This is a genomic window from Cupriavidus pauculus, from assembly GCF_008693385.1.
In the GTDB taxonomy this organism is placed as follows: Bacteria; Pseudomonadota; Gammaproteobacteria; order Burkholderiales; family Burkholderiaceae; genus Cupriavidus; species Cupriavidus pauculus_D.
In genome coordinates this window covers 1776125-1801821 of sequence record NZ_CP044065.1, presented here as the reverse complement: position 1 = coordinate 1801821, position 25697 = coordinate 1776125, and the positions used below count along the sequence as shown (strand labels likewise).

27 protein-coding genes and 1 tRNA gene are annotated in these 25697 nt (G+C 64.8%); 17 read left to right on the top strand and 11 right to left on the bottom strand.

The genetic code is table 11. The features are described from left to right. Positions 1-37: 37 nt before the first annotated feature. Positions 38-979: a LysR family transcriptional regulator gene (locus FOB72_RS08210; RefSeq protein ID WP_150372073.1), complete on the top strand. Its 942-nt coding sequence runs from the start codon at positions 38-40 to the stop codon at positions 977-979. Here FOB72_RS08210 and FOB72_RS08205 read toward each other — a convergent pair. Beyond that, a complete protein-coding gene (locus FOB72_RS08205; RefSeq protein ID WP_150372072.1) occupies positions 968-1462 on the bottom strand; it encodes a GAF domain-containing protein in 495 nt (164 codons plus the stop codon). The genes FOB72_RS08210 and FOB72_RS08205 overlap by 12 nt on opposite strands. 421 nt (positions 1463-1883) lie before the next feature. Here FOB72_RS08205 and FOB72_RS32450 point away from each other — a divergent pair, with 421 nt between their 5' ends. Both FOB72_RS32450 and FOB72_RS08190 read left to right on the top strand, forming a co-directional pair. Then, a complete protein-coding gene (locus tag FOB72_RS32450) occupies positions 1884-2102 on the top strand; it encodes a hypothetical protein (RefSeq protein WP_150372071.1) in 219 nt (72 codons plus the stop codon). A 79-nt stretch (positions 2103-2181) separates the two neighbouring features. Then, a complete protein-coding gene (locus tag FOB72_RS08190) occupies positions 2182-2565 on the top strand; it encodes a hypothetical protein (protein ID WP_150372070.1) in 384 nt (127 codons plus the stop codon). 25 nt (positions 2566-2590) lie between these two features. On the opposite strand, the gene FOB72_RS08185 is transcribed toward FOB72_RS08190, so the two are convergent. The 4 genes from FOB72_RS08185 to FOB72_RS08170 form a co-directional block, all read right to left on the bottom strand. Continuing rightward, positions 2591-7495, bottom strand: coding sequence for an NAD-glutamate dehydrogenase (locus tag FOB72_RS08185; protein ID WP_150372069.1), 4905 nt, complete (start codon positions 7493-7495; stop codon positions 2591-2593). 99 nt (positions 7496-7594) lie between these two features. After that, on the bottom strand, positions 7595-8044 hold the full coding sequence (locus tag FOB72_RS08180) for a MarR family transcriptional regulator (RefSeq protein ID WP_150372068.1): 450 nt from the start codon (positions 8042-8044) through the stop codon (positions 7595-7597). 174 nt (positions 8045-8218) lie between these two features. Beyond that, complete coding sequence (locus FOB72_RS08175) at positions 8219-8566, bottom strand: hypothetical protein (RefSeq protein ID WP_150373803.1); 348 nt, start codon at positions 8564-8566, stop codon at positions 8219-8221. Positions 8567-8677: 111 nt separating this feature from the next. Further along, positions 8678-9568, bottom strand: coding sequence for a sterol desaturase family protein (locus tag FOB72_RS08170; protein WP_150372067.1), 891 nt, complete (start codon positions 9566-9568; stop codon positions 8678-8680). 143 nt (positions 9569-9711) lie between these two features. Here FOB72_RS08170 and FOB72_RS08165 point away from each other — a divergent pair, with 143 nt between their 5' ends. The 5 genes from FOB72_RS08165 to FOB72_RS08145 all read left to right on the top strand — a co-directional run bounded on the left by FOB72_RS08165 (position 9712) and on the right by FOB72_RS08145 (position 13924). Beyond that, positions 9712-10806, top strand: a complete 1095-nt coding sequence (locus FOB72_RS08165) for an enoyl-CoA hydratase/isomerase family protein (protein ID WP_150372066.1) — start codon at positions 9712-9714, stop codon at positions 10804-10806. Positions 10807-10853: 47 nt separating this feature from the next. Continuing rightward, entirely contained in the window at positions 10854-11417 is a 564-nt protein-coding gene (locus FOB72_RS08160) for an NADPH-dependent FMN reductase (RefSeq protein WP_150372065.1), read from the top strand. Between the two features lie 354 nt (positions 11418-11771). Beyond that, a complete protein-coding gene (gene dusA, locus FOB72_RS08155; RefSeq protein ID WP_150372064.1) occupies positions 11772-12776 on the top strand; it encodes a tRNA dihydrouridine(20/20a) synthase DusA in 1005 nt (334 codons plus the stop codon). Between the two features lie 694 nt (positions 12777-13470). Then, complete coding sequence (locus FOB72_RS08150; RefSeq protein WP_150372063.1) at positions 13471-13728, top strand: hypothetical protein; 258 nt, start codon at positions 13471-13473, stop codon at positions 13726-13728. Between the two features lie 120 nt (positions 13729-13848). Beyond that, a tRNA-His gene (locus FOB72_RS08145) sits at positions 13849-13924 on the top strand. Between the two features lie 103 nt (positions 13925-14027). On the opposite strand, the gene FOB72_RS08140 is transcribed toward FOB72_RS08145, so the two are convergent. Next, positions 14028-14252 carry a DUF2188 domain-containing protein gene (locus FOB72_RS08140; protein ID WP_150372062.1) on the bottom strand — a complete coding sequence of 75 codons (225 nt, stop codon included), beginning with the start codon at positions 14250-14252 and terminating at the stop codon, positions 14028-14030. 218 nt (positions 14253-14470) lie between these two features. Between FOB72_RS08140 and FOB72_RS08135 the strand changes: the two genes are divergently transcribed. After that, entirely contained in the window at positions 14471-15202 is a 732-nt protein-coding gene (locus FOB72_RS08135; RefSeq protein ID WP_223851463.1) for a hypothetical protein, read from the top strand. A gap of 256 nt (positions 15203-15458) precedes the next feature. Here the strand turns inward: FOB72_RS08135 and FOB72_RS32155 are convergent, their stop codons facing one another. Together FOB72_RS32155 and lexA are read right to left on the bottom strand one after the other, a co-directional pair. Then, the gene (locus tag FOB72_RS32155) at positions 15459-15632 is read right to left on the bottom strand and encodes a hypothetical protein (protein ID WP_191002218.1); all 174 of its coding nucleotides are present in this window, start codon (positions 15630-15632) and stop codon (positions 15459-15461) included. A 117-nt stretch (positions 15633-15749) separates the two neighbouring features. Further along, positions 15750-16406, bottom strand: a complete 657-nt coding sequence (lexA, locus tag FOB72_RS08130) for a transcriptional repressor LexA (RefSeq protein ID WP_150372061.1) — start codon at positions 16404-16406, stop codon at positions 15750-15752. Between the two features lie 196 nt (positions 16407-16602). Between lexA and FOB72_RS08125 the strand changes: the two genes are divergently transcribed. The 8 genes from FOB72_RS08125 (at position 16603) to FOB72_RS08090 (ending at position 22459) form a co-directional block, all read left to right on the top strand. Then, a complete protein-coding gene (locus FOB72_RS08125; RefSeq protein ID WP_150372060.1) occupies positions 16603-17601 on the top strand; it encodes an asparaginase in 999 nt (332 codons plus the stop codon). Positions 17602-17704: 103 nt separating this feature from the next. Then, a complete protein-coding gene (gene rpsF / locus FOB72_RS08120) occupies positions 17705-18079 on the top strand; it encodes a 30S ribosomal protein S6 (protein WP_150372059.1) in 375 nt (124 codons plus the stop codon). Positions 18080-18114: 35 nt separating this feature from the next. After that, entirely contained in the window at positions 18115-18429 is a 315-nt protein-coding gene (gene priB, locus FOB72_RS08115) for a primosomal replication protein N (protein ID WP_150372058.1), read from the top strand. Between the two features lie 3 nt (positions 18430-18432). Continuing rightward, entirely contained in the window at positions 18433-18711 is a 279-nt protein-coding gene (gene rpsR / locus FOB72_RS08110) for a 30S ribosomal protein S18 (protein WP_006163606.1), read from the top strand. A gap of 31 nt (positions 18712-18742) precedes the next feature. Beyond that, positions 18743-19195 (top strand): 50S ribosomal protein L9, encoded by a 453-nt coding sequence (rplI, locus tag FOB72_RS08105; protein WP_150372057.1) that lies wholly within the window; start codon positions 18743-18745, stop codon positions 19193-19195. 126 nt (positions 19196-19321) lie between these two features. Further along, a complete protein-coding gene (locus FOB72_RS08100) occupies positions 19322-20713 on the top strand; it encodes a replicative DNA helicase (protein ID WP_150372056.1) in 1392 nt (463 codons plus the stop codon). Positions 20714-20808: 95 nt separating this feature from the next. Beyond that, the gene (locus FOB72_RS08095; protein WP_150372055.1) at positions 20809-21435 is read left to right on the top strand and encodes a DUF47 domain-containing protein; all 627 of its coding nucleotides are present in this window, start codon (positions 20809-20811) and stop codon (positions 21433-21435) included. A gap of 13 nt (positions 21436-21448) precedes the next feature. Next, the gene (locus tag FOB72_RS08090; protein WP_150372054.1) at positions 21449-22459 is read left to right on the top strand and encodes an inorganic phosphate transporter; all 1011 of its coding nucleotides are present in this window, start codon (positions 21449-21451) and stop codon (positions 22457-22459) included. A gap of 66 nt (positions 22460-22525) precedes the next feature. Here the strand turns inward: FOB72_RS08090 and FOB72_RS08085 are convergent, their stop codons facing one another. The 3 genes from FOB72_RS08085 to FOB72_RS08075 form a co-directional block, all read right to left on the bottom strand. Further along, positions 22526-23140: a C40 family peptidase gene (locus tag FOB72_RS08085; RefSeq protein ID WP_342050017.1), complete on the bottom strand. Its 615-nt coding sequence runs from the start codon at positions 23138-23140 to the stop codon at positions 22526-22528. A 130-nt stretch (positions 23141-23270) separates the two neighbouring features. Then, complete coding sequence (locus FOB72_RS08080; RefSeq protein WP_150372052.1) at positions 23271-23753, bottom strand: hypothetical protein; 483 nt, start codon at positions 23751-23753, stop codon at positions 23271-23273. Positions 23754-23858: 105 nt separating this feature from the next. Further along, positions 23859-25589, bottom strand: coding sequence for a PhoH family protein (locus FOB72_RS08075; protein WP_150372051.1), 1731 nt, complete (start codon positions 25587-25589; stop codon positions 23859-23861). Positions 25590-25697 lie beyond the last annotated feature (108 nt).

Sequence of the window (25697 nt, the reverse complement as noted above, 5' to 3'; positions counted from 1 at the left end):
GTGACAACTTCATTGACGATTGAGTCAATACAGAACCATGAAGACACTCGATATCGCCCACCTGCGCGCCGTCGCGGAAGTCGCGCGCCATCTGCATTTCGGCCACGCGGCGGAGGCCCTCGACCTCGCGCCGCCGATGCTCACCCGACGGATCCAGGAGGCCGAGCGCCTGCTGGGCGCCCGCCTGTTCCACCGCACGCGCCGCTCCGTCGAACTCACGGCCGCCGGGCAGGCATTCCTGCCGGAGGCGCTCGCCGTGCTCGAGCATCTGTCGCGCGGCATCGACGTGGCCGCGCGTGCCGAACGCGGCGAAGTGGGGCGCATCGAAGTGGGGTACGTGGGGTCGGCCGCGTACGCCGGCGTGCTGCAGCAGAACATCCGCGGCTTCCGGGACACGCATCCGCTCGTCGATATCCGGATCGACGAGGTGGTCATGGACCGCATCGGCCCGATGCTGGAGGCGGGGGAGATCGACGTCGCCTACTGTCGTCCGCCGATGGCACTGCCCGACGGCGTGCGCACGCAGACGGTGCACCGCGACGCGTTCCTGCTCGCGATTCCCTCCGACTCGCCGCTCGCGCGGGAACTGGAGATCCACCCCGCGCAATTGCGCGAGGCGACGTTCGTGGTGCCGGAGCAGGAGGCGGGCACGGTCGAGGTGGCGCGCCGCGGCCGCTTCTCGGCCGCGATCGGTCCGCGGGGCGGCACGCTGGCCGCGGTGCTCGCGCGCGTCGCGCTCGGCAACAGCGTGTCGGTGGTACCCGGCTCGCTGGCGGCCTGTGTGGCGTTACCGGGCGTGGTGTACCGGCCGATCGCCGGCAAGCCCATCGTGTCCGAAGTCGCGCTCGCCTATCGCGCCAGCGAAGCGTCGGCGACGGTGCGCGCGTTCGTCCAGCATGCGGTGCGCCATGCGATCGGCGGGGCGCGGGGTTCAGCGGGAGGTTCGGTGCGAGACTCCGCGCGAGAGTCAGCGAGGTAGGGTCGCGATAAAGACCCGGCAGAGCGCTTCCATGCCGCGCGCATCCTCGTCGTCGAAGCGGCCGGGCACCGGGCTGTCCACGTCCCAGACGCCGATCAGCGTGCCGTCTTCGGCGAAGAGGGGCACGACGATCTCCGAACGCGAGGCCGCGTCGCATGCGATATGGCCCGGAAACGCGTGCACATCGGGCACGACCTGCGTGACGCGCGTCTGCGCGGCCGTGCCGCACACCCCCTTGCCGAGGGCAATGCGCACGCATGCGGGCTTGCCCTGGAACGGCCCCACGACGAGCTCGGTGCCGTCGTAGAAATAGAAGCCGGCCCAGTTGAGATCGCGCAGCGAGTGAAAGACGAGCGAGGAGAAGTTGGCCGCGTTGGCGACGACGTCGCGTTCGTCGCCGAGCAGGCCGCGCGCCAGTTCCACGAGCTCCGCATAGTGCTCGGTCTTGGAGAGAGGCGTGGCGTCGGCGGAAAGCGTAAACATGATTGGGGGGCGTCGGGAAGACGCGGAAGGCGAAATGCCGCCATTCTAGCGAGCCACCGAAGTCCTTGATCGCATTGGGGTCGGCCCCGCTTTGTGACTAAGCTGAGTAAGGATCATTCGAGGAGCCACGATGCAGGCCTGTGACCTTTGCCATTTGCTGGTGGGCGAGCCGGCAAGTGTGCCGCCACACGAGAATCTGCAGGCGTCGGGCATCGGCGCCATGCCCAATCGATGCAAGGTGGACAGCCGCTGGCGTTGCGCGGGATGTGGCGCATGGATGTACCAGAGCACCGCGTTGGGCGAGCCGCCCAACATGTGGCGCATGGGCGGCCCCCCGCCAAGGTAGGGGGACAATTCTGCTTGTGTAGCATGTGACCGACGCAACACCCATGTTACGATGCCCGGCGTATTTGGAGTCTATATGTTTGTCTGCCAGAACCAACCCTGCGGTGCCCAGTGGCAACCGTCAGAGGTGACGATCAAAAATGAGGGCCAGGGATTCTTGTTCCGATGCCCGATGTGTGGCGCACGCAATCCCGTGCAAGCCAGGCAGAAGCGAGATGGCACCATCGAATACAGGCAATCTCGGCGGGAATCACCCTCGGCCGAGCCCGAACGCCCACGCGGACGACGGCACTGACCCCGAAACTTGAAGGAAAAAATGGCGTGACGGCGCCAGATTTCCTCAAGACGGCGGAGACGGGACCGTTAAGAACATTATGGACATTAGCGATCTTTCCCACGACTCCGCTTCGAACGCCGAGGTCATCGGCTGGTCGGGCGCAACCCCCCAGGTCATCGCGAGGGTGTTGAACGCCGCGCTTGCCGCGCAGGACCTGTCCGGGTTCGCCGCGCTGCTTTCGGACATCGCGCGCGATCGTGGCCTCAAGGGCGCGCGCGGCACGCATCAGTCGATCTACGACATGCCCTACGCCAGCCTGCTGCCGCGGCAAAAACATATGCTCGCGGATGCGTTCGACCTGTTCATCCGGCTGGGCATCGAGTTTCGCGCGCGCGGCGCGGATGGCGACGACAGCGATGCGCTCGGGGAAGACCTCGAGCCGCTGCGCGATATCGACGACGAGGATGCGATCGACGACTGATCGCCCCTCACCCCTCACCCTCACTTCACCCTCGATCGAGCAGCCCTATCTCGCGCACCGCCACCGACAACATCGACAGACCCGCCGTCGCGGGCGCTCCCGACGCGCGCTGGTCCGCCAGCATCTGCGCATAGCGATCGAGCGCGGGCTGACGGCCCGCGCGCCATGCATCGATCAGCGTGGCGGCATCGTCCACCGCGGGCGCGCTCGATAGCACGCTCGTGGCTAACGCGCGTTTGAGTCGTCCGAGGTCTTCCAGCGTCGTGGTGCGCGCCAGCAGATCCCAGTGCGTGTCGGCGGGCAGCGCCAGCGCGCGCTCGCGCAGCCAGCCGAAGTTCAGATGCGTGTCGAGCGCGAAGTAGACGCCGGCCACCGCGTCGAGACTGCGATCGCAATTGGCCGCGACCTCCGCGATATCGAGCGCGGCGGCGGCGTTGTCGCTCGCGGCCACGGCCATGGCCAGCGACGGCTCGACGCCGGCTTCGGTCAGCTCGCGCACGCGCGCATCGAGCGCGGCCGCGGTGTCCTCCGGTAGCAACTGCGGCAGCTGTGGCGTCAGCCAGCGCGCCGCGTCGACGAAGCGCGCGGCGCCGGCCTCCACCGCGCCGCCGCCACGCAGGTAACGGACGAACCAGAGCGTCGCGCGCTCCAGCAGCCGGCCCAGCGCGCCGAACATCTGCGCCTGCACGGCATCGTCCACGCGGTTGTCCAGTGCATCGATCTGCTGCCACAGCGCGGTCAGCCCGAACACGTCGCGCGCCAGCATGCACGCGCGCACGATGTCGGCCGGGCGCGCGTCCGTCTCTTCCATCAGATGATGGACGAACGTCGCCCCGATGCGGTTCACGAGCATATTGGTCAGATGCGTGGCCAGGATCTCGCGGCGCAGCGGATGCCGCTCCATCGCGCCCGCATAGCGTTCGCGCAGCGGCTTCGGAAAATAGTCGGGCAGCAGGTAGGCGACGAGCGGATCGTCGGGCAGGTCGGAGACGAGCAGTTCGTCGTACAGCCACATCTTGCTGTAGGCCAGCAGCACCGCGCGTTCGGGCGAGGTGAGGCCCGCGCCGTCGGCCTTGCGTTCGGCGATGCCTTCCTCCGACGGCAGGAATTCGAGCGGACGGTTGAGCCGGCCCGCGCGTTCGAGCCAGCGGATCAGCCGTGCCTCGGCATCGATCAGCGTGGCCGACTCGCGCCCGGCCACGGACAGCGCCTGCGTCTGGTAGTAATTGTCCTGCAGCACGAGCAGGCCCACTTCGTCGGTCATTTCCGCCAACAATGTGTTGCGCTGCTTTTCGGTCATCTCGCCATCGCGCACGACAATCCCGAGCAGGATCTTGATATTGACTTCGTGGTCCGAACAATCGACGCCGGCGGAATTGTCGATCGCATCGGTGTTGATGCGTCCGCCATTGCGCGCGAACTCGATCCGCCCCAGCTGCGTGAAGCCCAGGTTGCCGCCTTCGCCGACGACCTTGCAGCGCAACTCGCTGCCGTTCACGCGCACTGCGTCGTTGGCGCGGTCGCCCACCTGCTGGTGCGTCTCCCCGGCCGACTTCACATAGGTGCCGATGCCGCCGTTGTAGAGCAGATCGACCGGCGCCATCAGGATCGCGTGGATCAGGTCCGCCGGGGACAGCGACGTGGCCTCGATGCCGAGCGCCGCGCGCACCTGGGGCGTCAGCGCGATGGACTTGGCCGTGCGCGGATAGATGCCGCCGCCTTCGGAGATGAGCTTCGTGTCGTAGTCGGCCCAGCTCGACCGCGGCAGCGCGAACATGCGCGCGCGCTCGGCCAGCGTGCGCGCCGGATCGGGATCCGGGTCCAGGAAGATATGGCGATGGTCGAACGCGGCCAGCAGCCGGATGCACGGCGACAGCAGCATGCCGTTGCCGAACACGTCGCCCGACATGTCGCCGATGCCGACCACGGTGAATGGCGTGCGCTGGATATCGACGCCCATCTCGCGGAAATGGCGCTTGACGGATTCCCACGCGCCGCGCGCGGTGATGGCCATCTTCTTGTGGTCGTAGCCGACCGACCCGCCCGAGGCGAACGCATCGTCGAGCCAGAACTTGTACTCGGCCGAAATCGCGTTGGCGTAATCGGAGAACGTGGCCGTGCCCTTGTCGGCGGCCACGACCAGATACGGATCCGATTCGTCGTGGCGCACCACGTTCGGCGGCGGAATCAGCTCGCCAGCGACGAGGTTGTCGGTCAGGTCGAGCAGCCCGCGCAGGAAGGTCTGATAGCAAGCCACGCCTTCGGCGAGAAACGCGTCGCGGTCCGTCATCGGCGGCGGACGCTTGACCACGAAGCCGCCCTTGGACCCGACCGGCACGATCACGGTGTTCTTCACCATCTGGGCCTTCATCAGCCCCAGCACCTCGGTCCGGAAGTCTTCCCGGCGGTCCGACCAGCGCAGCCCGCCGCGCGCGACACGCCCGCCGCGCAGGTGCACGCCTTCCACGCGTGGCGAGTACACCCAGATCTCGAACATCGGCCGCGGCTCCGGCAAGCCCTGCACGAGCGCCGGATTGAGCTTGAACGAAAGGTAAGGGCGGTGCGCGCCGTGCGCATCGCGCAGGAAGTAGTTGGTGCGCACGGTGGCCATCATCACGTTGAGGAACAGCCGCAGGATGCGGTCCTCGTCGAGATTGGGCACCTGATCCAGCGCGGCGCCGATATCGTCGAGCAATTTCTGGCAGCGCGCATCGGGGGCGGCGCCAGCGTTGGCGTCCGGAAGCCCGCAGGCGACCGCGGGGTCGAAGCGCGCGATGAACAGTGCGACCAGCATGGCCGCGATGCGCGGATTGCTCGTCAGCGCGCGTTCGATATAGGCGTTGCTGAACGTCGAGCCGACCTGCCGCAGGTACTTGGCGTACGCGCGGAGGATGGTCACGTCGCGCGCGCCGAGTCCCGCGCGCAGGACCAGCCGGTTGAGGTCGTCGTTCTCGATCTCGCCATTCCACGCGCGGCCGAACGCATCCTCGAACAGCGGCTTGATCCGCTCGATCTCCACATCGAGCGGGGTGCCGTCATGATCGTTCGCGATCTCGAGCCCGAAGTCGTGGATCCATACGGGCGCGCCCGCGTCGGGTTCGATCAGATAGGGGCGTTCCTCGTCGACGCGCACGCCCAGATGCTCGAGCATCGGCAGGCTGTGCGAGAGCGCGATGGGCTCGCCCGCGCGGAACACCTTGAAGCGGAACGCGCCCGCCGCGGCCTCGATGGGCCGGTACAGGTTCATGGCAAGCCCGTTCGCGTGCTGGCGCGCCTGTTCCATGAGCTCGATATCGCGCACGGCCGTGCGCGCGGCGTAGTCCTCGCGATAGCCGGCCGGAAACGAATCGCCATAGCGGCGCAGCAGGCGGTTGCCGAGTTCCTCGCCGCGGCTTTCGTGCAGCGCGCCGGCAAGGTCGTCCTGCCATCGGCGCGTGGCCTGGACGATGCGCTCCTCGAGTTCGCGCGTATCGACCTCGGGCATCGTGCCGGGCTGCCCGCGCACGGTCAGCTGGATGCGCGCGAGCGGAGACTCCGACAGCAGCGGCGTGAATTCGCAGCTCGTGCCGTTGAATGCCTGCACGAGCAGTTTCTGGATGCGCTGGCGCAGGTCCGTGTTGTACTTGTCGCGGGGCACGAACACGAGGCACGAGACATAGCGATCGAACCGGTCGCGCCGCACGAACAGCCGCGTGCGCTGGTGTTCCTGCAGGCGCAGGATGCCGAGCGCCGTGTCGTAGAGCTCGTCTTCATCCACCTGGAACAGGTCGTCGCGCGGATATTGCTCGAGAATCGTGACCAGCGACTTGTACAGGTGCCCCCTGGTCAGAAACCCAGCACGCGCGAGAATGTTCGCGCATTTGCGGCGAACGAGCGGGATCTCGCTGCTTGGCACCATATAGGCCGTCGACGTGTAGAGCCCGACGAAACGCCGTTCGCCGAACAGCTTGCCGTTCGCATCGACGAGCTTGATGCCCACATAGTCCAGATAGCCGGGCCGGTGCACAGTGGCACGCGAGTTGGCCTTCGTCAGAAAGATCGGCGATTCGCCTTCGATGATGCCGCGCGCGGCGGCCGGCAGCGGCGTCAGCGCGTCGTCGCCGGGCGCGCGCAGGCTTTCGCGCAGGATGCCGGCGCCGGAACCCTGCACGCCGCGCAGCCAGAACTGGCCGTCCTTTGCCACGAGTTCGTAATCGCGGTGGCCGAGGAACGTGAAATGGTCGTCGATCATCCACTGGAGGAACGCGCGCGCCTCCACGGCGGCGGGCGTATTGGCGCCCGGTGTGTTCGCCATGCGCTGGACCGTCTCGCGCGCGGTGCTCTGCATCGCGGGCCAGTCCTCCACGGCCGCGCGCACGTCGCCCAGAATGCGCGCGATACCGTCGCGCAACGCTTCGAGCTGCGCGGGATCGCCGGTGCGGTCGACCTCGAAGTGAATAAACGACTCCAGCTGGCACGCGCCGCCGCTCGGGCTATCGTCTGCCCCGGGGCCGCCCAGGCCGATGCTCTCGATGGCGCCGCGCGCGTCGCGGCAGACGCGGAACACCGGGTGGATCGCCGAATGGAGCGTAAGCCCGGCGCGATTGACCTCCATCGTCACCGAGTCCACGAGGAACGGCATGTCGTCGTTCACGATCTCGACGATCGTATGGTCCGAATGCCAGCCGTGCTCCTCGAGGTTCGGGTTGTAGACGCGCAGCCGCGCCACGGTGCCCGGCTTGAACTTCTGCGCGGTCTGCCAGTGCGCCATCACGGCGCCATACAGATCCGCGACCTCGCGCGCGAGCAGGTCTTCGGCGTCGGCCAGATCGTAGTAATGCCGCAGGAGCGGCGAGACGATGCCGAACGTCTGGGCCGGCAATCGTTCTTGCGCGAACGCAAGCAGTTCATCCAGCAGGAGTGCGGTTTTTTCTTCGTTTTCCGGTGGCATGGCATCCCCTCGGCATGTGCCGACGCATGCTCACACTTTAGGAAAGATTGGCCGCGCCGGCTGACAAAATATTCCGGCTCGCGTGCGTGCGATGGCTGCTCAGGCCGCGAGCCGGCTTCGTCGTTCGGCGTGATCGTGCAGCGTGCCGGTCATGCGCTGCAGCAAGCCGCCGAGCGCCGCGCGCTCTTCGCTGTTGAGATGTCCGACCGAGACCGAATGCAGGGCCTTGACCGCCTGCGCGGCGCGATCGAAGCGCGCGCGGGCAGCGGGTGCGATGCACGCATTGCCGGTCTCGGCGAATTCGATCCAGCCGTCGTCATGCAGTTCTGACAGCAGCGCTTCCGTCCGCGCGATGTCCATGAACACGGCGCCATGGAAAGGTTGGGCGCGCGCCAGGCGTTCCTGCCCGATCGCACGCAATAGCAGCCATTTGGAATAGGTCAGTCCGGATACGGACAGGGTTTGCTCGAGGGCCGCCTGCCATGCGGTGACCGCATCGACAAGGGCAAGAACGACTGGCTCATTCGTTTCGAGTGCTTTGGGCTGCATTGGCTTGAGTCTCCCGAATCGGATTTCGTTTCCCGATGGCCGCCACAGTAGCAGTAATGTCCTTACATTTGCGTGAAGGCACGGGTAAATCCTAGTCATTCTTTTGGCGTAGGCGCTTCGGGCAGCGCTTGCGCGCCCTCTCCCGAGGGAGAGGGGAATGCGGTCACGCGCGGATTACGGCTTCTTGGCGCCGTCGGTATACGGGTCTGCCTTGCCCGTCTTCGCACCGTCGGTGTACGGATCCGCCTTGCCGGTCTTGGCACCATCGGTGTACGGATCGGCCTTCTTGCCCGGGGCAAGATTCGAGCGCGTCGACTTCTTCGCGCCGTCGGTGTACGGATCGAACTTCCCGGACTTCGCCGTGTTGGCGTTCGGGTTGGTCTTGGTGTGCGAGCCGCTGTAGAGATCGCCACCCTCGGTGTAGTTCTTGGTCTGCGCTTGCGCAAGCGACGCGGTGCCAAGAGCCGCGGTAGCGGCAATGGCGGCGACGGCGATCAGGGTCGGAACGGTCTTCTTGAACATCTTCATCCTCACAATGGCGGCGATGCGGGCGGGCATCGCCAGAAGGTAAATGCCCGAGAACCACTCTACCCCCAGCCGACGGGCGCGAATAGTGAGAATCCGTAACAGATGTCACCGAATCAGCGTTTTCGAGGACTCCTTCCAATCGCCGGCGCCGCGCCCCGGGCCTCGCCATTCCGGTGGCTTCCACAGATACCGCGGATCGCGCTCGCGCCACGCATCGCCGAACATGTCGCGCCACTCGTGGAACGTCAGCGTCAGCGGATTGTGCGTGCGCACCTGGCGCGTAATGCCATACACGGGAGTGTCCCGCTCGGGCACGAACGTGCCGAACATCCGGTCCCAGATCGTCAGCACGCCCGCATAGTTGCGGTCGATATAGTCGGGGTTCTTCGCATGATGGACGCGATGCACCGATGGCGTGTTGAAGACCGCCTCGACGCGCGGCCAGCGCGCGCCGAGCCGCGTATGCACGAAGAACTGGAACGCGAGGTTCAGGCCGACGGCCAGAATCACCCAGTCCGGCGAGAATCCGACAAGCGCGAGCGGAATCCAGAACAGCCACATGCCCGAGAGCGGATACGTCAGACTCTGACGGAATGCCGTCGAGAAGTTCATGCCCTCCGACGAGTGGTGCGTGACATGCGACGCCCACAGCCAGCGCACGCGATGGCTCGCGCGATGGAACCAGTAGTAGAGAAAGTCCTGCAGCAACAGCAGCAGCGCAAACGACCACCAGGTCTCCGGCATCGCGCGCAGGCCGTGCGCGTAGCACCAGCTGTAGACGGTCCGGATCATCAGCCACAGGAAGAAGGCGTCGGACGCCTGATGCATGAGCGCGAGCGAGGCGTTGGAGAGTGTGTCGCGCCAGCTGTAGACGGTGCGGTCGCGGCGTGCCCAGTACCAGGCTTCCCAGCCGATGGTCAGCAGGAACACCGGGGCAAAGGCCATCAGGATCAGGCCCGGGTCGAAGGCGGCGGCGGGGGCGGGAGCAGGCTGCATGGGTGCGCTGTCTTGCAGGAACGATGGCCGGTGGCCGCCAGTGTGCACGCATTGGCCGCCCATGGCGTGGAGGAAGTCCTCCATACGAGGGCTGGCGTAGAATCTGCGGGACATACGAAAGAGAGCAAAAGGAGCAGAGACAGATGACGGAGTTTGTGACCACGACGGTGCAGGGCGGTGTCGGATACCTGACATTGCAACGGCCTCAGGCCCTCAATGCGCTGTCGCTGGAAATGATTCGCGCGGTGACCGATGCGCTGGACCGATGGGCGGCCGATCCCGCCGTGGCGGCCGTGGTCGTCGCCGGTGCCGGCGGCAAGGCCTTCAGCGCGGGCGGCGATATCCGCTGGTTCCATCGTGCCTATCACGAGGGCGATCCGCTGCTGCAGCAGTTCTTCGTCGAGGAGTACGCGCTCAACTACCGGATCCACCGGTACCCGAAGCCCTATATCGCCCTGATGGATGGCGTGGTGATGGGCGGCGGCATGGGGATCTCGCAGGGCGCGCGCCGGCGCATCGTGACCGATCGCACGAAGATGGCGATGCCCGAGACCAATATCGGCCTGTTCCCCGACGTGGGCGGCGGCTGGTTCCTCGCGCGCACGCCGGGCCGGCTCGGCGAGTACCTCGGGCTGACCGGCGTCGTGATCCACGCGGCCGACGCGCTCTATGCGGGCCTCGCCGATCTGTATCTGCCGGCCAATGCGCTGGCCGAGCTCGTGGCCTCGCTTCACAACACCACGTTCGCGTCCGGCGACGCGGTGCTGGCCCATGTCGACGCCTTTGCGCTTTCGCACGCCGATGCATGCCAGCCGCGCGACAGCCAGCTGGCGAAGCTGTACGATCCCATCGATCGATTGTTCGCGGGCGCCACGGTCGAGGCGATCGTCCAGGCCGTGAGCGATGCGCCGAAGGATGTGCCGGCCGACTGGGCCGCGCAGACGGCCGCGATGCTGCGCAGCCGTTCGCCGCTCATGCTCTGCGTGACGCTCGAGCAGATTCGCCGCGCGCGCGACATGTCGCTCGAGGACGAACTGCGCATGGAGCTCGGCATGATGCATGAGGTCTTTGCAAGGGGCGACGGCGTGGAAGGTATCCGCGCGCTCGCCATCGACAAGGATCACCAGCCGCGCTGGAACCCGTCGCGACTCGACGACGTGTCCGCCGCGCGCGTGCGCGCGTTCTTCGACAGTCCGTGGCGCCGCGAGGATCATCCGCTGGCCGCACTCGGGCGCTGATTTCGTTTGTCACCCCCGTCCCGTCCTTAACCAAGAGAGGAATCGCAATGAGCAATCCGCGTAAAGTTGCCGTAGTGGTGGGTAGTCTGCGCAAGGAGTCACTGAACCGTAAGCTCGCGCACGCGCTTGCCGCGCTGGCGCCCGCGCAGCTGAAGCTCGAGATCGTCGAGATCGGCCAGCTGTCGCACTACAACCAGGACGACGACACCGATACGCCGCCGGCCGAATGGCAGGCGTTCCGCGATCGCATTCGCGCAAGCGATGCGGTGCTGTTTATCACGCCCGAATACAACCGCTCGGTGCCGGGCGTGCTCAAGAACGCGATCGATATCGGTTCGCGCCCGTATGGCAAGAGCGCGTGGGACGGCAAGCCGGGCGGCGTCATCAGCGTGTCGCCGGGCGCCATCGGCGGGTTCGGCGCCAACCACCACCTGCGCCAGTCGCTGGTGTTCCTGAATATCCCCGTGCTGCAGCAGCCCGAGGCCTATATCGGCGGTGCGGACAAGCTGTTCGACGACAAGGGCGGTATCGCCAACGAAGGCACGCGTGGCTTCCTCGAGAAGTACCTGACGACCTTCGCCACCTGGATCGAGCGCACCGCGCCGCGCTGAGGCACGGGCATGTGACGGCCCCGTTTGGAACGCCGGGTCAGTCCTGTCCTACATGCGGTTGCGGGCGGGACCCGACATCCGCGAGGCATGCGTCTTTCTATAGTGAAGTCACCGGGTTCACATGACCTTCACGACAGAAAAGGAGCAGATCATGCCTTATATCCTCGCCTGGCTGCTTGGCGTTCCGGCCTTCGTTCTCGTGCTCATCTGGCTGTTCATGCACTGATCACATTGCAAGGTGGAGAAGACTCGGAGAGGCGTCCCGCACGGGACGCCTTTCTGCTTTGCGGGGCGTCATGGCCTATACTGTCTGGCTTTCCGCCATGCCGTGCGGAACCCGCCACACCGCCGCACATGACAGTCAATCCCCGCCGCATTTCGGTCGCTCCCATGATGGACTGGACCGATCGCCATTGCCGCACGTTCCACCGCGCGTTGACCCAGCACACCTGGCTCTATACGGAGATGGTGACCACGGGTGCGCTGCTGCATGGCGATGTGGCGCGGCATCTCGACTTCAATGCGGTCGAACAGCCGGTGGCGCTCCAGCTTGGCGGCAGCGAGCCGGCCGATCTTGCGCAGGCCGCGAAGCTCGGCGAGCAGTGGGGCTATGCGGAGATCAACCTCAACTGCGGGTGTCCGTCGGAGCGCGTGCAGCGCGGGGCGTTCGGTGCCTGCCTGATGGCAGAGCCGCAGCTTGTGGCCGATTGCGTGAAGGCGATGCGCGATGCGGTGTCGGTGCCCGTGACCGTCAAGCATCGTATCGGCATCGACACGATCGAGCATTACGGCTTTGTGCGGGACTTCGTCGGTACCATCGCCGAAGCCGGTTGCGAGACGTTTATCGTCCATGCGCGCAATGCCATCCTGAAGGGCCTGAGCCCGAAGGAGAATCGCGAGATTCCGCCATTGCGCTACGAGGTGGCCTACGAACTCAAGCGGGAATTTCCGCAGCTCGAGATCCTGATCAACGGCGGCATCGTCACGTACGACGAAGTCGCGGCGCATCTCGCGCATGTGGATGGCGTGATGATCGGGCGCGAGGCCTATCACCAGCCGTACTTCCTCGCCGAGATGGATCAGCGGTTCTATGGCGCCGATACCCCGGTCCGGACGCGGCTCGACGTCGAGCTGGCCATGCAGGAGTACGTGGTGGGTATCGTGGAGCGGGGCGGTTACATGGGTGCCGCCACGCGGCATATGCTCGGGCTGCATCGCGGAATTCATGGCGGGCGAGGCTGGCGGCGCGTGCTGTCGGATGCGCGCCGGATGAACGCCGCGCGCACGCGCCAGGAGGTCGTCGCGTTGTTCGAGGAAGCGCGCTCGCACCTGCGGCCGGATCTGCTGGAAGCTGCCTGATCCTCTTCGTGCGGCCAACCATGGGTCGCGTGAAATCGAGGAAAGATTCTAAATTCGAACGATCGTGCTGGAAAGGTAGGCCGGGCGTCGCTTTGAGCGTCTCAACAGCCGCAAAGCCGCGCCAGCAAAGGGATTCCCCTAATTCGCCATGGCCGTCACAAGTTCTTAAACTGAGTGTGCCCTCGAATACAGGGCTTTCTTCAACTGATTATTGGCCCGCCGCGTGCGGGCTTCTTTTTTTCACGATTTCCCGATTGGCGACGCGCACTTTCCGTTTACCCGAATGGTGGAGGGCGCGCCTTGCGGCTACATTGAGTAGGCCTTCAGGGCAATTGAGATCGCTTAAATTCAGAGTCCGCTGCGGCGGGCTCTTTTTTTTTTCCGCGAACGAAGATTCGTGCTGGGAATTCCCGGGAAAAAAGCAGGCGACGCTTCTGAGAAGGTCGCCTGACGGGAATGTCGAGGGGGGTCAATGTCCCTCAGAACGAAGTATCTCGCACGTCGCACTCTCCCTTGAACCCTGCATTGGTAGGGGCGACGGCGTTAGAATTTTGCGGATTCGCGGTAGCCATTTTCAGACCGCCGCTTGAATTGACCAATTCCACTGTGCGGTGCATCAGGCATGTTACGATCCGGGCAAATGCCGCGTCAGACGGCAGATGGAGGTCATGAAAAACCAAGAAGGGCGTAGGAAATGGACGAGGACCTTTCGTTCGGCATCGTATTCGAAGGCTACCGCCTGATTTGGGTGGCGGAGCAACTCCAGGACGGCAAGTGGACCGCTCGCTATTGCTGGCACCGCGGCACGTCCGAGGCCGCCGGCAAAGCATTGCAACAGGACGTGCTCAACGGCAAGTCCAAGCGGCTGCTCGGCCTGTTCGAAACCGAAGACGAAACCATCGCGGCGATCAAGGAGGCCGTGCTGCTCGAGGCCAAGTGGCAGGGCGGTTGAGGGTCCTCAAAATTTTTTGTGCGGAGTACTAGCCATCGCCTCAAGATCCTTGTAGAATCTCGTTCTTCGCTGATCGAGCAACAGCTGAGCAGCGAAGAAAACGCAGTACAAAGTTCGACGGTGGCTGTAGCTCAGTTGGTAGAGTCCAGGATTGTGATTCCTGTCGTCGTGGGTTCGAGTCCCATCAGCCACCCCAAAAGAATTCCGCAAAAAAACAGCCGCTTATTTAAGCGGCTGTTTTTGTTTCTGCATCGCGTCGGATCAAAGAGCAGATCGTCTCCGTGGCCCGAGGCGTTCCGTCAGCCCTTGATGTCTCGCGGATCATGGCCGAACGAATTTCGCTCGCGGATCTTGCCATTCCTGTCGTGAATAAATAGCTCGACCTTGTCGAGTTTTGCTTTCTCGGTGCCGGCGGCAATTGCCTCTTCCTGCGACGGGTAGTGCGAGGTCGCACCGTCCGTGCCTTCTACCTCTACCGCCCAGCCATTGCGTTCCGTGGGTACCACATGGACGTTTGCGGCCATGGTGCGTCTCCCGTTCGTTATCGACAGCCACAGTCTCGCGCTTGCCCGGGTCCGGGCGGTATCGGCTTTGGTCCTACAGCGCATAAGGGCAGTCGTTTCCGAACAATGTGCGGCAGCACACCAAACGTTACGACGGAGGGATTCCCATTTACCTACGATTCCGTAGATTTCAGATTTGTAATAAACGCGTTTTCCCCCTCTAACAAACGAGACATATCGTGAACACACCAATGGGGTATGAGGAGTACGCATCGCTGAAAACGTTTCGGGAAGTGATTCCGGCCAGCGTGTTGGGTGAGATCAATGCCGCGATCGATGCGTCGTTCGGGCCCGAACCGACGCGCGTGGAGCCGCGCTCGGTGGCGGAGATACTGCGCAAGGTCGATGCGTTCCGGCAGATGGAGGAGATGGTCTGCGCGACCACGCTTCGGTTCGCGCGCAAGATGAGCCAGAAGCCGATCGAAGAACGCCCGCATCACGTACTGCGCTGCGTGAGCCGCGACAACAGCCGGGACGGGCACTGCCGCCATTTCGACTCGCATCTGCTCACATTGCTTGTTCCCCTGCAACTGGCCGCGCCGGACTCGTTCTTCAACGGGGACCTGGTTACGTACGGCAAGACCCGGCAGCGCGTGTCCACGCTCGACAACGTGTTCTGCAAGATCCGGCATGGCGTCCATCGGAACATGCCGTTCGAGTTTCGCAAGCAGCTGACGCTGTACGACCTGCGCCGCGGCAACTGCGAGCGAATCAGCGTGGAGCCGGGCAGCGTCTATGTGTTCAACGGCTTCGCGCTCAAGCACGCGAACCTGCATGTGGAAGACGGGCAGCGGCGGTCGCTGCTGATTCATTACTACGACCCCGGCTTCTCGATGGGCCTGAGCAAGGCGCTGCGCTTCTCGCGCAAGCTGCGGGACCGCCTCCAGGGCAATATGACGGGCATGACCTGACATCGCGCGGTACGGAGGCGAAAAAAAACCGGCACTCGGCGGGGTCGTCAAGGTCCGGTTCTGCGCAGCCGCGCGAGAATGTGCGCGCCTGGTTTCGTCTTGGGTTTGATGCCCTAAACATCACATTAGCAACACACTTACAGAGAATTAAATCACACCCAGCACCGTGTTAAGTGTTTTCTTAAGTTACACGTTGTGAGACTGCAACTGCATTTTTTACAAAAAAATTGTGCAGTGCGGCGCACGAAATCGCGTTTCAGGCCGCCAGCTTGGCTGGCAGGTCGTCCAGCTCGAGCATTCGGCAGATGGCCGCCATGCTACCCACCATCGTGCGACGCTGCGCGCCCTGATAGACGCGAACGCCCTTGGTTTGCCGAAACGGCACCGGCTTGACCGGGCGACGAGCGGCGATGGTATTGATTTGCGGCATGGCTACACCTCGTGATTTTGAGACAGCAAGGGTCCGCGCCCATCGTTCGGCAGAACGGGGCGACAGGGCAAAACAACGATGCAAATACAGCTGTGACTGAGGGCGCTGAAGCTGCGGTCAGAATCCGGAAGATCGGATCAGGCCCACGGCAATGCCCTCGAGGGAAAACTCTTCGCGGCCGGACTCGACCACGATATTCGGGTAATCGGGATTCTCGGCGATCAGTTCGATGGTGCCGCCACGCCGCTGCAGGCGCTTCACGGTGACGTCTTCCCCTAATCGCGCCACGACAATCTTGCCGTTGGCCGCTTCGCTCGCACGCTTCACGGCGAGCAGATCCCCATCGAGAATGCCGGCATCGCGCATGCTGAGGCCGCGCACACGCAGCAGATAATCGGGGCGTTCGTCGAACACCGACGCGTCCACCTGATATTGCCGATCGATATGCTCGGCCGCGAGAATCGGGCTGCCTGCGGCCACGCGTCCCACGAGCGGCAGGGTCAGTTGCAGCACACCGGACATTGGCAGCGAAAACTGATCGGACATCTCCGAGTCGCTACGTGCCACCTTGAGGCGAATGCCGCGCGACGCGCCGGGCGTCAGCTCGATGACCCCTTTGCGTGCCAGCGCGCGCAGATGCTCTTCCGCGGCATTGGGCGACGAAAAGCCAAACTCGGCTGCGATCTCGGCGCGCGTCGGCGGAAAGCCGGTGCCGCGAATCGTATTGCGGATCAGGTCGAAGATCTGCTGCTGCCGCGGAGTCAGAGTTGCCATCGGATTGCCTTGTCCTTTCTTCTTCGCTGTGTTCTTCGTTGGACACTGTATGTTTAAACAGTATGCTGTGATTTTATACAGTATCGGATGAAGTGCAAGCACAATCTTCGCGCGCCTCCGGGATGACGCCAGCAGTGTTGGGTTCACGCACCCGCTACAATCGGCGGCCTCGATTCCCCTACGCGATTCCGCCCTCATGTCCGATACGCTCCCCCGCATCGTCGTCCTCGCTACCGGCGGCACCATCGCCGGTGCCTCGGGCAATCCCGGCAGCAGCGCGCATTACCAGGCCGCCACCGTGCCCGTGGGCACGCTGCTGCAGGCCGTCCCCACGCTTGCGCGCGTCGCGCGCGTGGAGGCGGAGCAGGTGGCGCAGATCGACAGCAAGGACATGACGTTCGCGCTGTGGTCGACGCTCGCGGCGCGCATCGCGCACTGGTCGGCGCAGCCCGACGTGGCCGGCATCGTCATCACGCACGGCACGGACACGCTGGAAGAGACGGCGATGTTCCTGCATCTGACGCAGCCCTGCCCGGTGCCGGTGGTATTGACCGCGGCGATGCGCCCCTCGACGTCGCTGTCGGCCGATGGGCCGCTCAACCTGCTCGATGCCGTGCGCGTGGCCGCGCATGCGGACGCGCGCGGGAAGGGCGTGCTCGTGGTGATCAATCAGCAGATCCACGCGGCGCGCGATGCGGCCAAGGCGCACACTTCGGCCGTGAACGCGTTCGTCTCCGCGTCCTGCGGCCCGCTCGGCTTCGTGCAGGACGACTATGTCCGCTTCGCGCGCGCGCCGCTGCCGGCCGTCGCGCACCTGCCCGTGCCGTCGGACTGGCCGCTCGTGGAAATCGTCGCGAGCTATGCGGCGCCGAGCCGCTTCATGGTGGATGCGCTCGTCGCGGCCGGCGTGCGCGGCATCGTGGTGGCCGCGGCCGGCAATGGCTCCGTGCACGAGGTGCTCGGCGGCGCACTGGCCGACGCCGCCATGGAAGAGGTGGCCGTGGTGCGCGCGTCGCGTACGGGTGCCGGGCACGTGGCTTTGCCGGCTTCGGCGCGGGCGGTCGTCGGCGGGTTCCCCTCGGCGCTGGACCACAATCCGTACAAGGCGCGCGTATTGTTGATGTTGCTGCTGGCCGCCGATCCATCGCTTGGGGCCGATCCCGCGCGGCTCCAGGCGAGGCTGGCCGCTTATTAAGTGGCCCTTGCAGGAATGTCAAGGGTCGGGCTATACTCGCGGGCTACCCACCCTTGCCGCACCGGACGTGACGCCCGGGTGGCTACATCCAAAAGGAGCGTCAATGCGTCATTACGAAATCGTCTTTATCGTCCACCCGGACCAGAGCGAACAAGTCCCGGCGATGATCGAGCGCTACAAGCAGCTCGTGACTTCGCAAAACGGCCAGATCCATCGCGTGGAAGACTGGGGCCGCCGTCAGATGGCCTACATGATCCAGAAGCTGGCCAAGGCTCATTACGTTTGCCTGAACATCGAATGCGGCAAGGAAACCCTGGCCGAGCTCGAGCACGCCTTCAAGTTCAACGACGCCGTGCTGCGTCACCTGATCGTGCAGACCAAGAAGGCTGAAACCGCTCCTTCGCCGATGATGAAGGAAGTGCAGCGCGAAGAAGCCCGCAAGGCCGCGCAAACGACCACGGAAGGCCAGGCCGCCTGAGTGCGGACTGCGGTGCCAGCGGAAGGGCGGGCGCGGTGAACCAGATCCGGTTATCCGCGACGCTCGTCGAACGCGACGTCCTGCGCTACACGCCAGCCGGCGTCCCCGTCGTCAACTGCATCCTGCAGCATGCCGGCGAGGTCGTGGAAGCGGCAACGCCGCGGCAGGTGGAGTTCGCGATCGCCGCGATGGGAATCGGCCCGGTGGGCAGGCAACTGGAGCGCATGGCGCTCGGTACGCTGCTCGACTGCGAAGGGTTCCTGGCGCGCAAGCACCGCAACAGCAAGACGCTGGTCTTTCACATCATTGGATGTACGGCATTCGAAGAGAGTGCATTCGAAAAGGATTGAATCATGGCATTCGTCAAACGTGACAACAAGAACAAGAAGCGCTTCCAGCAACAGAACCCGCTGTTCAAGCGCAAGCGCTTCTGCCGCTTCACCGTGGCAGGTGTGGAGCAGATCGACTACAAGGATCTGGACACGCTGAAGGACTTCATCGGCGACAACGGCAAGATCACGCCGGCTCGTCTGACCGGTACCAAGGCGCACTATCAGCGTCAGCTCGACACGGCCATCAAGCGCGCGCGTTTCCTCGCGCTGATGCCGTACACCGATCTGCACAAGAACTGATCGTCCCCAGGACCGCAAGGAGAAATACACGATGCAAGTCATTCTGCTGGAAAAAGTCATCAACCTGGGCAACCTCGGTGACATCGTTCGCGTCAAGGACGGTTACGCTCGTAACTTCCTGATCCCGTCGAAGAAGGCGCGCCGCGCCACCGAGACCGCGATCGGTGAATTCGAAGCCAAGCGCGCCGAGCTGGAAAAGGCCGCTGCCGAGAAGCTGGCCGCCGCGCAAGCCGAAGGCGAAAAGCTGAACGGCCTGACCGTTCAACTGACCCAGAAGTCGGGTGTGGACGGCCGTCTGTTCGGTTCGGTCACCAACGCCGACATCGCCGAAGCACTGGGCACCCAGGGCTTCAAGGTCGAGAAGGCGCAAGTGCGTCTGCCGAACGGCCCGCTGAAGGTCGTGGGCGACCACCCCGTTACCGTCGCGCTGCACACCGATGTGGTGGTGGACGTGACCGTGTCGGTGCTCGGCGAGCACGTCTGATCGCAGTCGCTTTCGGCCGCGCCCCGCGCGTGGCCGATCGATGAAAAAGGCAGGGGCCACGCCCCTGCCTTTTTTGTTTTGCGCGTCCCGGTCCCGCCCGGGGCTCGCCCGCTATAATCCCACCCCATGAACGCGCCCGCCGCAGACCCCCAACTCGACAGTCTCAAGGTTCCTCCGCATTCGATCGAGGCCGAACAATCGGTGCTCGGTGGCCTGCTGCTGGACAACGCCGCATGGGACCGCATCGCGGACTTCCTGTCGGAATCCGACTTCTACCGTTTCGACCATCGCGTCATCTTCCAGAGCATCGCGCGCCTGATCTCCGCGACCAAGCCCGCGGACGTGATTACGGTCTACGAGATGCTCCAGGTGGCCGGCAAGGCCGAGGAAGTCGGCGGCCTGGCCTATCTGAATTCGCTGGCGCAGAACACGCCCAGCGCCGCGAATATCCGGCGCTATGCGGAGATCGTGCGCGAGCGGTCGGTGCTGCGCAAGCTCGTGACCGTGGCCGACGATATCGCGTCCGCCGCGTTCGCGCCGAAGGGGCGCGAGGTCCGCGAACTGCTCGACGAAGCCGAGTCGAAGGTCTTTGCGATCGCGGAAGAGGGCTCGCGCGGGCAGCAGGGTTTTCAGGAAATCCAGCCGCTGCTGACGCAGGTGGTCGAGCGGATCGACGAGCTCTATCACCGCGATTCCACGTCCGATGTGACGGGGGTGCCGACGGGCTTCATCGACCTGGACCGCATGACCAGCGGCATGCAGGCGGGCGACCTGATCATCGTGGCCGGCCGCCCCTCGATGGGCAAGACCGCGTTCTCGCTGAATATCGGCGAGCACGTGGCGGTGGAGCAGGGCCTGCCGGTGGCGGTGTTCTCGATGGAAATGGCCGGCACGCAGCTGGCCATGCGTATGCTCGGTTCCGTGGGCCGCCTGGACCAGCACCGGCTGCGTACGGGCCGTCTGCTAGACGAGGACTGGCCGCGCCTGACCCATGCGATCCAGCGCATGAACGACGCGCAGCTGTTTATCGACGAGACGCCCGCGCTGAACCCGATGGAGTTGCGCGCGCGCTCGCGCCGGCTGGCGCGCCAGTGCGGACAGCTGGGACTGATCATCATCGACTACCTCCAGCTGATGTCGGGCTCGGGCGGCGGCGAGAACCGCGCGACCGAAATCTCGGAAATCTCGCGTTCGCTCAAGGGTCTCGCGAAGGAGCTGAATTGTCCGGTGATCGCGCTGTCCCAGCTGAACCGAAGCCTGGAACAGCGTCCGAACAAGCGTCCCGTGATGTCCGACCTGCGCGAATCCGGCGCTATCGAACAGGATGCGGACGTGATTCTGTTTATTTACCGGGACGAGGTCTACAACCCCGATTCGCAGGACAAGGGTACGGCCGAGATCATTATCGGCAAGCAGCGTAACGGTCCCATCGGAACGGTGCGCCTCACGTTCCTGGGGCAATTCACGAAGTTCGACAACTTCTCGGGCGGTCCGGCGTTCTTCGATAACGATCAATGAGCGACACCTGATCCGCTCAAACCTGTAAAATATTGCGTTTTTATGACAGCCGCCCGCGCGCGGCTGTCATGCCATCGCACGCACAAGGACATTTCATGTTCGGTCGATTCATGCCCACCGAGGGCAAGTTCTTCGAATACTTCAACCAGCACGCGGACTGCGCCGTCACGGCAGCCCATGAGCTCGAGGCGCTGGTCAACGACCTGCCCAACGCCGAAGCCCATGCGCGCCGCGTGCAGGCCACCGAGAAGAAGGCGGACCGCATCACCCACGACACCGTGGACCTGCTGCACAAGACGTTCATCACGCCGCTGGACCGGGACGAGATCCACAAGCTCATCACGACGATGGACGACATCCTCGACCTGATGGAAGACGTGGCCGAGACGATCTCGCTGTACGACGTGACCAATATCACCGACGAGGCGCGCCGCCTCGCGGCGATCTGCGTACAGTGCTGCGACCAGGTCAAGATCGCCGTGGCGCTGCTCGAGGACATGGGCAATGCCAGCACGATCCTCAAGACCGCGCAGCAGATCGATCAGCTCGAGTCCGAGGCCGATCGCGTGATGCGTTCCGCGATGTCGAAGCTGTTCCGCGAGGAAACCGACGTCAAGCGCCTGATCAAGCTGAAGGCGATCTACGAGCAGCTGGAGTCGATCACCGACAAGTGCGAGGACGTGGCCAACATCATCGAAGGCATCGTCCTGGAAAACGCGTAAGGCGCGGCACCGCATGCAAACCATTCAAATGAGCTTGTGGGTGATCGGCCTGCTGGTCGTGCTCGCGTTGCTGTTCGACTTCATGAACGGCTTCCACGACGCGGCCAACTCGATTGCGACGGTCGTCTCCACGGGCGTGCTCAAGCCGCACCATGCGGTGGCCATGGCGGCCATGTGCAATGTGGTGGCGATCTTCATCTTCCATCTGAAGGTGGCGGCCACCGTCGGCACGGGCACGATCGACATCCACGTCGTGGACCATTACGTGGTGTTCGGCGCGCTGGTCGGGGCCATCGTCTGGAATCTGATTACCTGGTACTACGGCATTCCTTCGTCGTCCTCGCACGCGCTGATCGGCGGCCTGGTGGGCGCGGCGGTGGCCAAGTCGGGCACGGGCGCGCTGGTCGGTGGCGGTCTGCTGAAGACCGTGGCATTCATCCTGATCTCGCCGCTGCTGGGTTTCCTGCTCGGCTCGATCATGATGGTGATCGTGGGCTGGACGTTCTTCCGTACGCCGCCGTCGCGCGTGGACCGCTGGTTCCGCCGGCTGCAGCTGGTGTCGGCATCGCTGTACAGCCTTGGCCATGGCGGCAACGACGCGCAGAAGACCATCGGCATCATCTGGATGCTGCTGATCGCGAGCGGCCATGTGGCCGCGGGCGGTGGCGAGCCGCCGGCATGGGTGATCGTGAGCTGCTACGTGGCCATCGGCATGGGCACGCTGTTCGGCGGCTGGCGGATCGTGCGGACCATGGGTCAGAAGATCACCAAGCTGAAGCCCGTCGGCGGTTTCTGCGCGGAGACCGGTGGCGCGATGACGCTGTTTATCGCTTCGGCGCTGGGCGTGCCGGTGTCCACCACCCACACCATCACGGGCGCCATCGTCGGCGTCGGTTCGGCGCAGAAGATGTCGGCCGTGCGCTGGGGCGTGGCGGGCAATATCGTCTGGGCGTGGGTGCTGACCATTCCCGCGTCGGCGTTCATGGCCGCCATCGCCTGGTGGGTCGGCAAGCATATCCTCTGAACGCTCTGCGCGCTCTGGCCGGATACGCCCGCCGCTGAACCTGCGCGATTCGCTCGCGGATGCCGCTCAGCGTTTGTTGGCGAATGCGGCGATCGGATCGTCGCCGTCGTCATTGGCGGGCGCCGGTTCGATCGGCACCGAAGGCGCGGCCGGTACGGGCGGGGCTGGCTGGAAGGACGGCGCCGGCTCCGGTGCCCCGAGGCTGTTCGCGGCCACCACACGGCGCGCGCCGTTGTAGCGCGTTGCCCAGTACGACTTCCCCATATCCTCCAGCCGTACCGTGCCCCCCGTTGCCGGGGCGTGCACGAAGCGGTTCTGTCCCACATAGATACCCACGTGAGAATTGGCGCGGCCGGTCGTGTTGAAGAACACGAGGTCGCCGGACGCGACTTCGCTCCGGTTCAGTGAAGTGCCGCGCGTGCCCATCTGCTCGGTCGTGCGCGGCAGCGTCACGCTGGCCGCGCGCTGCACCACGTAGCGCACGAGGCCGCTGCAGTCGAATCCGGAGTCGGGGGTGTTGCCGCCGTAGCGGTAGGGCGTGCCGACCAGCGACATGGCCTGGATCGAGATTTCCTCGAGGCCGACGCTGGGGTCGTTCATGGGCTTGCCCGGCGCGCGTGGCGGCGTCGAGCCGTGCCGGCTGGGCGGCGAGCCCGCGCAGGCGGCAAGCAGCAGCGCCATGCCAAGCACGGTCAGGCGGCTGCCGAGAGGGAAGCTCAGACGGAAACTGAAAGAAAAGGGCGTCGGGCGCTGCGGCATCGTCATTCCGGGTGCCGGCCGCGCATCGACGCCTCGGATGCCGTCGAATGCGCTACCAGCGCAGTTGGGCGTTGCGGGTGCCGGTACTGATCTTCAGGGTCTTGGGCTGACCCTTGTAACTGGCCTCGATATTGTAACTGCCTTCGGGCGCACGTATGAGGCAGCGTGGACCACCTGCCTTGAACGTGGCGACCTGCTGGCCGTCGTCCATCGTGAGCTTGACGTCGACGTCCGACAGATACTCGCCGGTGGGTCCCTGCGTGAACAGGATGCCCATATTGAAGTTCTTCTCCTGAGCGGCCAGTTTCGCGCGTTCGTCCTCGGCGACGCCGCCGCAGACGTAGCTGACCGGACCCATCGTGCGGATCACCATTTCGTCGGCCGCGCGGGCCGGACGCCAGGTCAGGGCGCATATCACAACGGTGCCGAACACCGCCGCGACGGCGATACGGCGCCGCCGCGCCGAACGCGCATTGCGCGAGAACAGCGTGCGGCTGCCAGGCAAATACTGGTTGAACGGCTCTTGCTTGTGCATCGACGCCTCCCGGGAATCTTTCTGATTACACTTGGGCATCCTATCCGGATTGAACCGGTCTGGCTGTCGGCAAACGGCCTACGCCGTTTGCCGGACAGCCCGGCGTTACAGCACGTCGGCCGCGTGGTCAGCCAGCCGCGAGCGTTCGCCGCGCGCGAGCGTGACGTGGCCGCTGTGGCTCCATCCCTTGAAGCGATCCACCACGTAGGTCAGGCCGGACGACCCTTCCGTCAGGTACGGGGTATCGATCTGCGCGATATTGCCGAGGCAGACGATCTTGGTACCGGGACCCGCGCGCGTGACCAGCGTCTTCATCTGCTTCGGCGTCAGGTTCTGCGCCTCGTCGATGATCACGAACTTGTTCACGAACGTGCGGCCGCGCATGAAGTTCATGCTCTTGACCTTGATGCGCGAGCGGATGAGTTCCTGCGTGGCGGCGCGGCCCCATTCCCCGGCGCTGTCGTCGCTCTTCTGCAGGACCTCGAGGTTATCGTCGAACGCGCCCATCCACGGTTGCATCTTTTCTTCCTCCGTGCCGGGCAGGAAGCCGATGTCCTCGCCCACGGGCACGGTCGCGCGCGTGACAATGATCTCGTTGTACAGCTTCTGGTCGAGCACCTGCTCGAGGCCCGAGGCCAGCGCGAGCAGCGTCTTGCCGGTACCGGCCTGGCCGAGCAGCGTGACGAAGTCGATGTCCGGGCTCATCAGCAGGTTCAGCGCGAAGTTCTGCTCGCGGTTGCGCGCGGTCACGCTCCACACATTGTTCTTGTTGTGCGTGTAGTCCTTGAGGGTCTGCAGCAGCGCGGTCTTGCCGTTGATCTCCTTGACCTGCGCGTACAGCGGCAGGCTGCCGTCCATCGGCTCGAGGTAGACGAACTGGTTGACGAGGAACGACGGCACCAGCGGGCCGGTCAGGCGGTAGAACATCGCGCCCGACTTCGGATCCTGCCAGCTCTCCACGCCCTTGCCGTGCCGCGCCCAGAAGTCGTTGGGCAGCTGCATGACGCCCGCGTAGAGCAGGTCCTTGTCTTCGAGGACCTGGTCGTTGAAGTAGTCTTCCGCGGGCAGGCCGAGCGCACGCGCCTTGATGCGCATGTTGATGTCCTTGGACACCAGCACGACCTGACGTTCGGGATGCTGCTGCTGCAGCGCGCTGACCACGCCGAGAATCTGGTTGTCGGCCTTGCCCTGCGGCAGGCCTTCGGGCAGCTTGATGTCGTTCAGCGTGGTCTGGAAGAACAGCTTGCCCTGCGCGTCGCGGTTGCCAAGCTTGGCAAGCGGCAGCCCTTCGTCGAGCACGCCGTCCGTGCCGCCGACCAGCGCGTCGAGCGTGCGGCTGACGGTCCGCGCGTTACGCGCGACTTCGCTCATCCCCTTCTTGTGGTTGTCCAGCTCCTCGAGCGTCATCATCGGCAGATAGATGTCGTGCTCTTCGAAGCGGAACAGCGAGCTGGGGTCGTGCATCAGCACGTTGGTATCGAGCACGAACAGCTTGCTCGGGCCTTCCAGCTTGCGCGCGCGGCGCGTCGGGCCGGCGGCCGGCTTGACGAGGCTGACCGGTGCGGCACCCATGGTGGCGGGCGGCGCGACCGGTGCGTCCGGCGTGCGGGCGCGCGTGGCCGTGCCGGCGCGCCCACGGGTCGCGGGGGCCCCGGTGTCGGCTGCCGGGTCAGTGCCGTTCGACGTTGTGCCGGTCTCGAGCAGTGCCACACGCTCGAGCACCGGCACCGGTTTTTTACCCTGCGTCGCGGCTTTGGCCTTGGGCAATGTGACCGGAGCGAACTCGCTCGGGTCCAGCAGTTGGGCAGGCTTGGCGGGCATGGTAGGCAGCGGCATGCTTGGCTTTCCTTTCAGGGGACGACGGCGGGGGATGATGAGGGCATCAAAAAAGCCGCCATGCCTGCATAACAGGTAGGGCGGCTTTCGAGGTGTCCCGGATGGCGA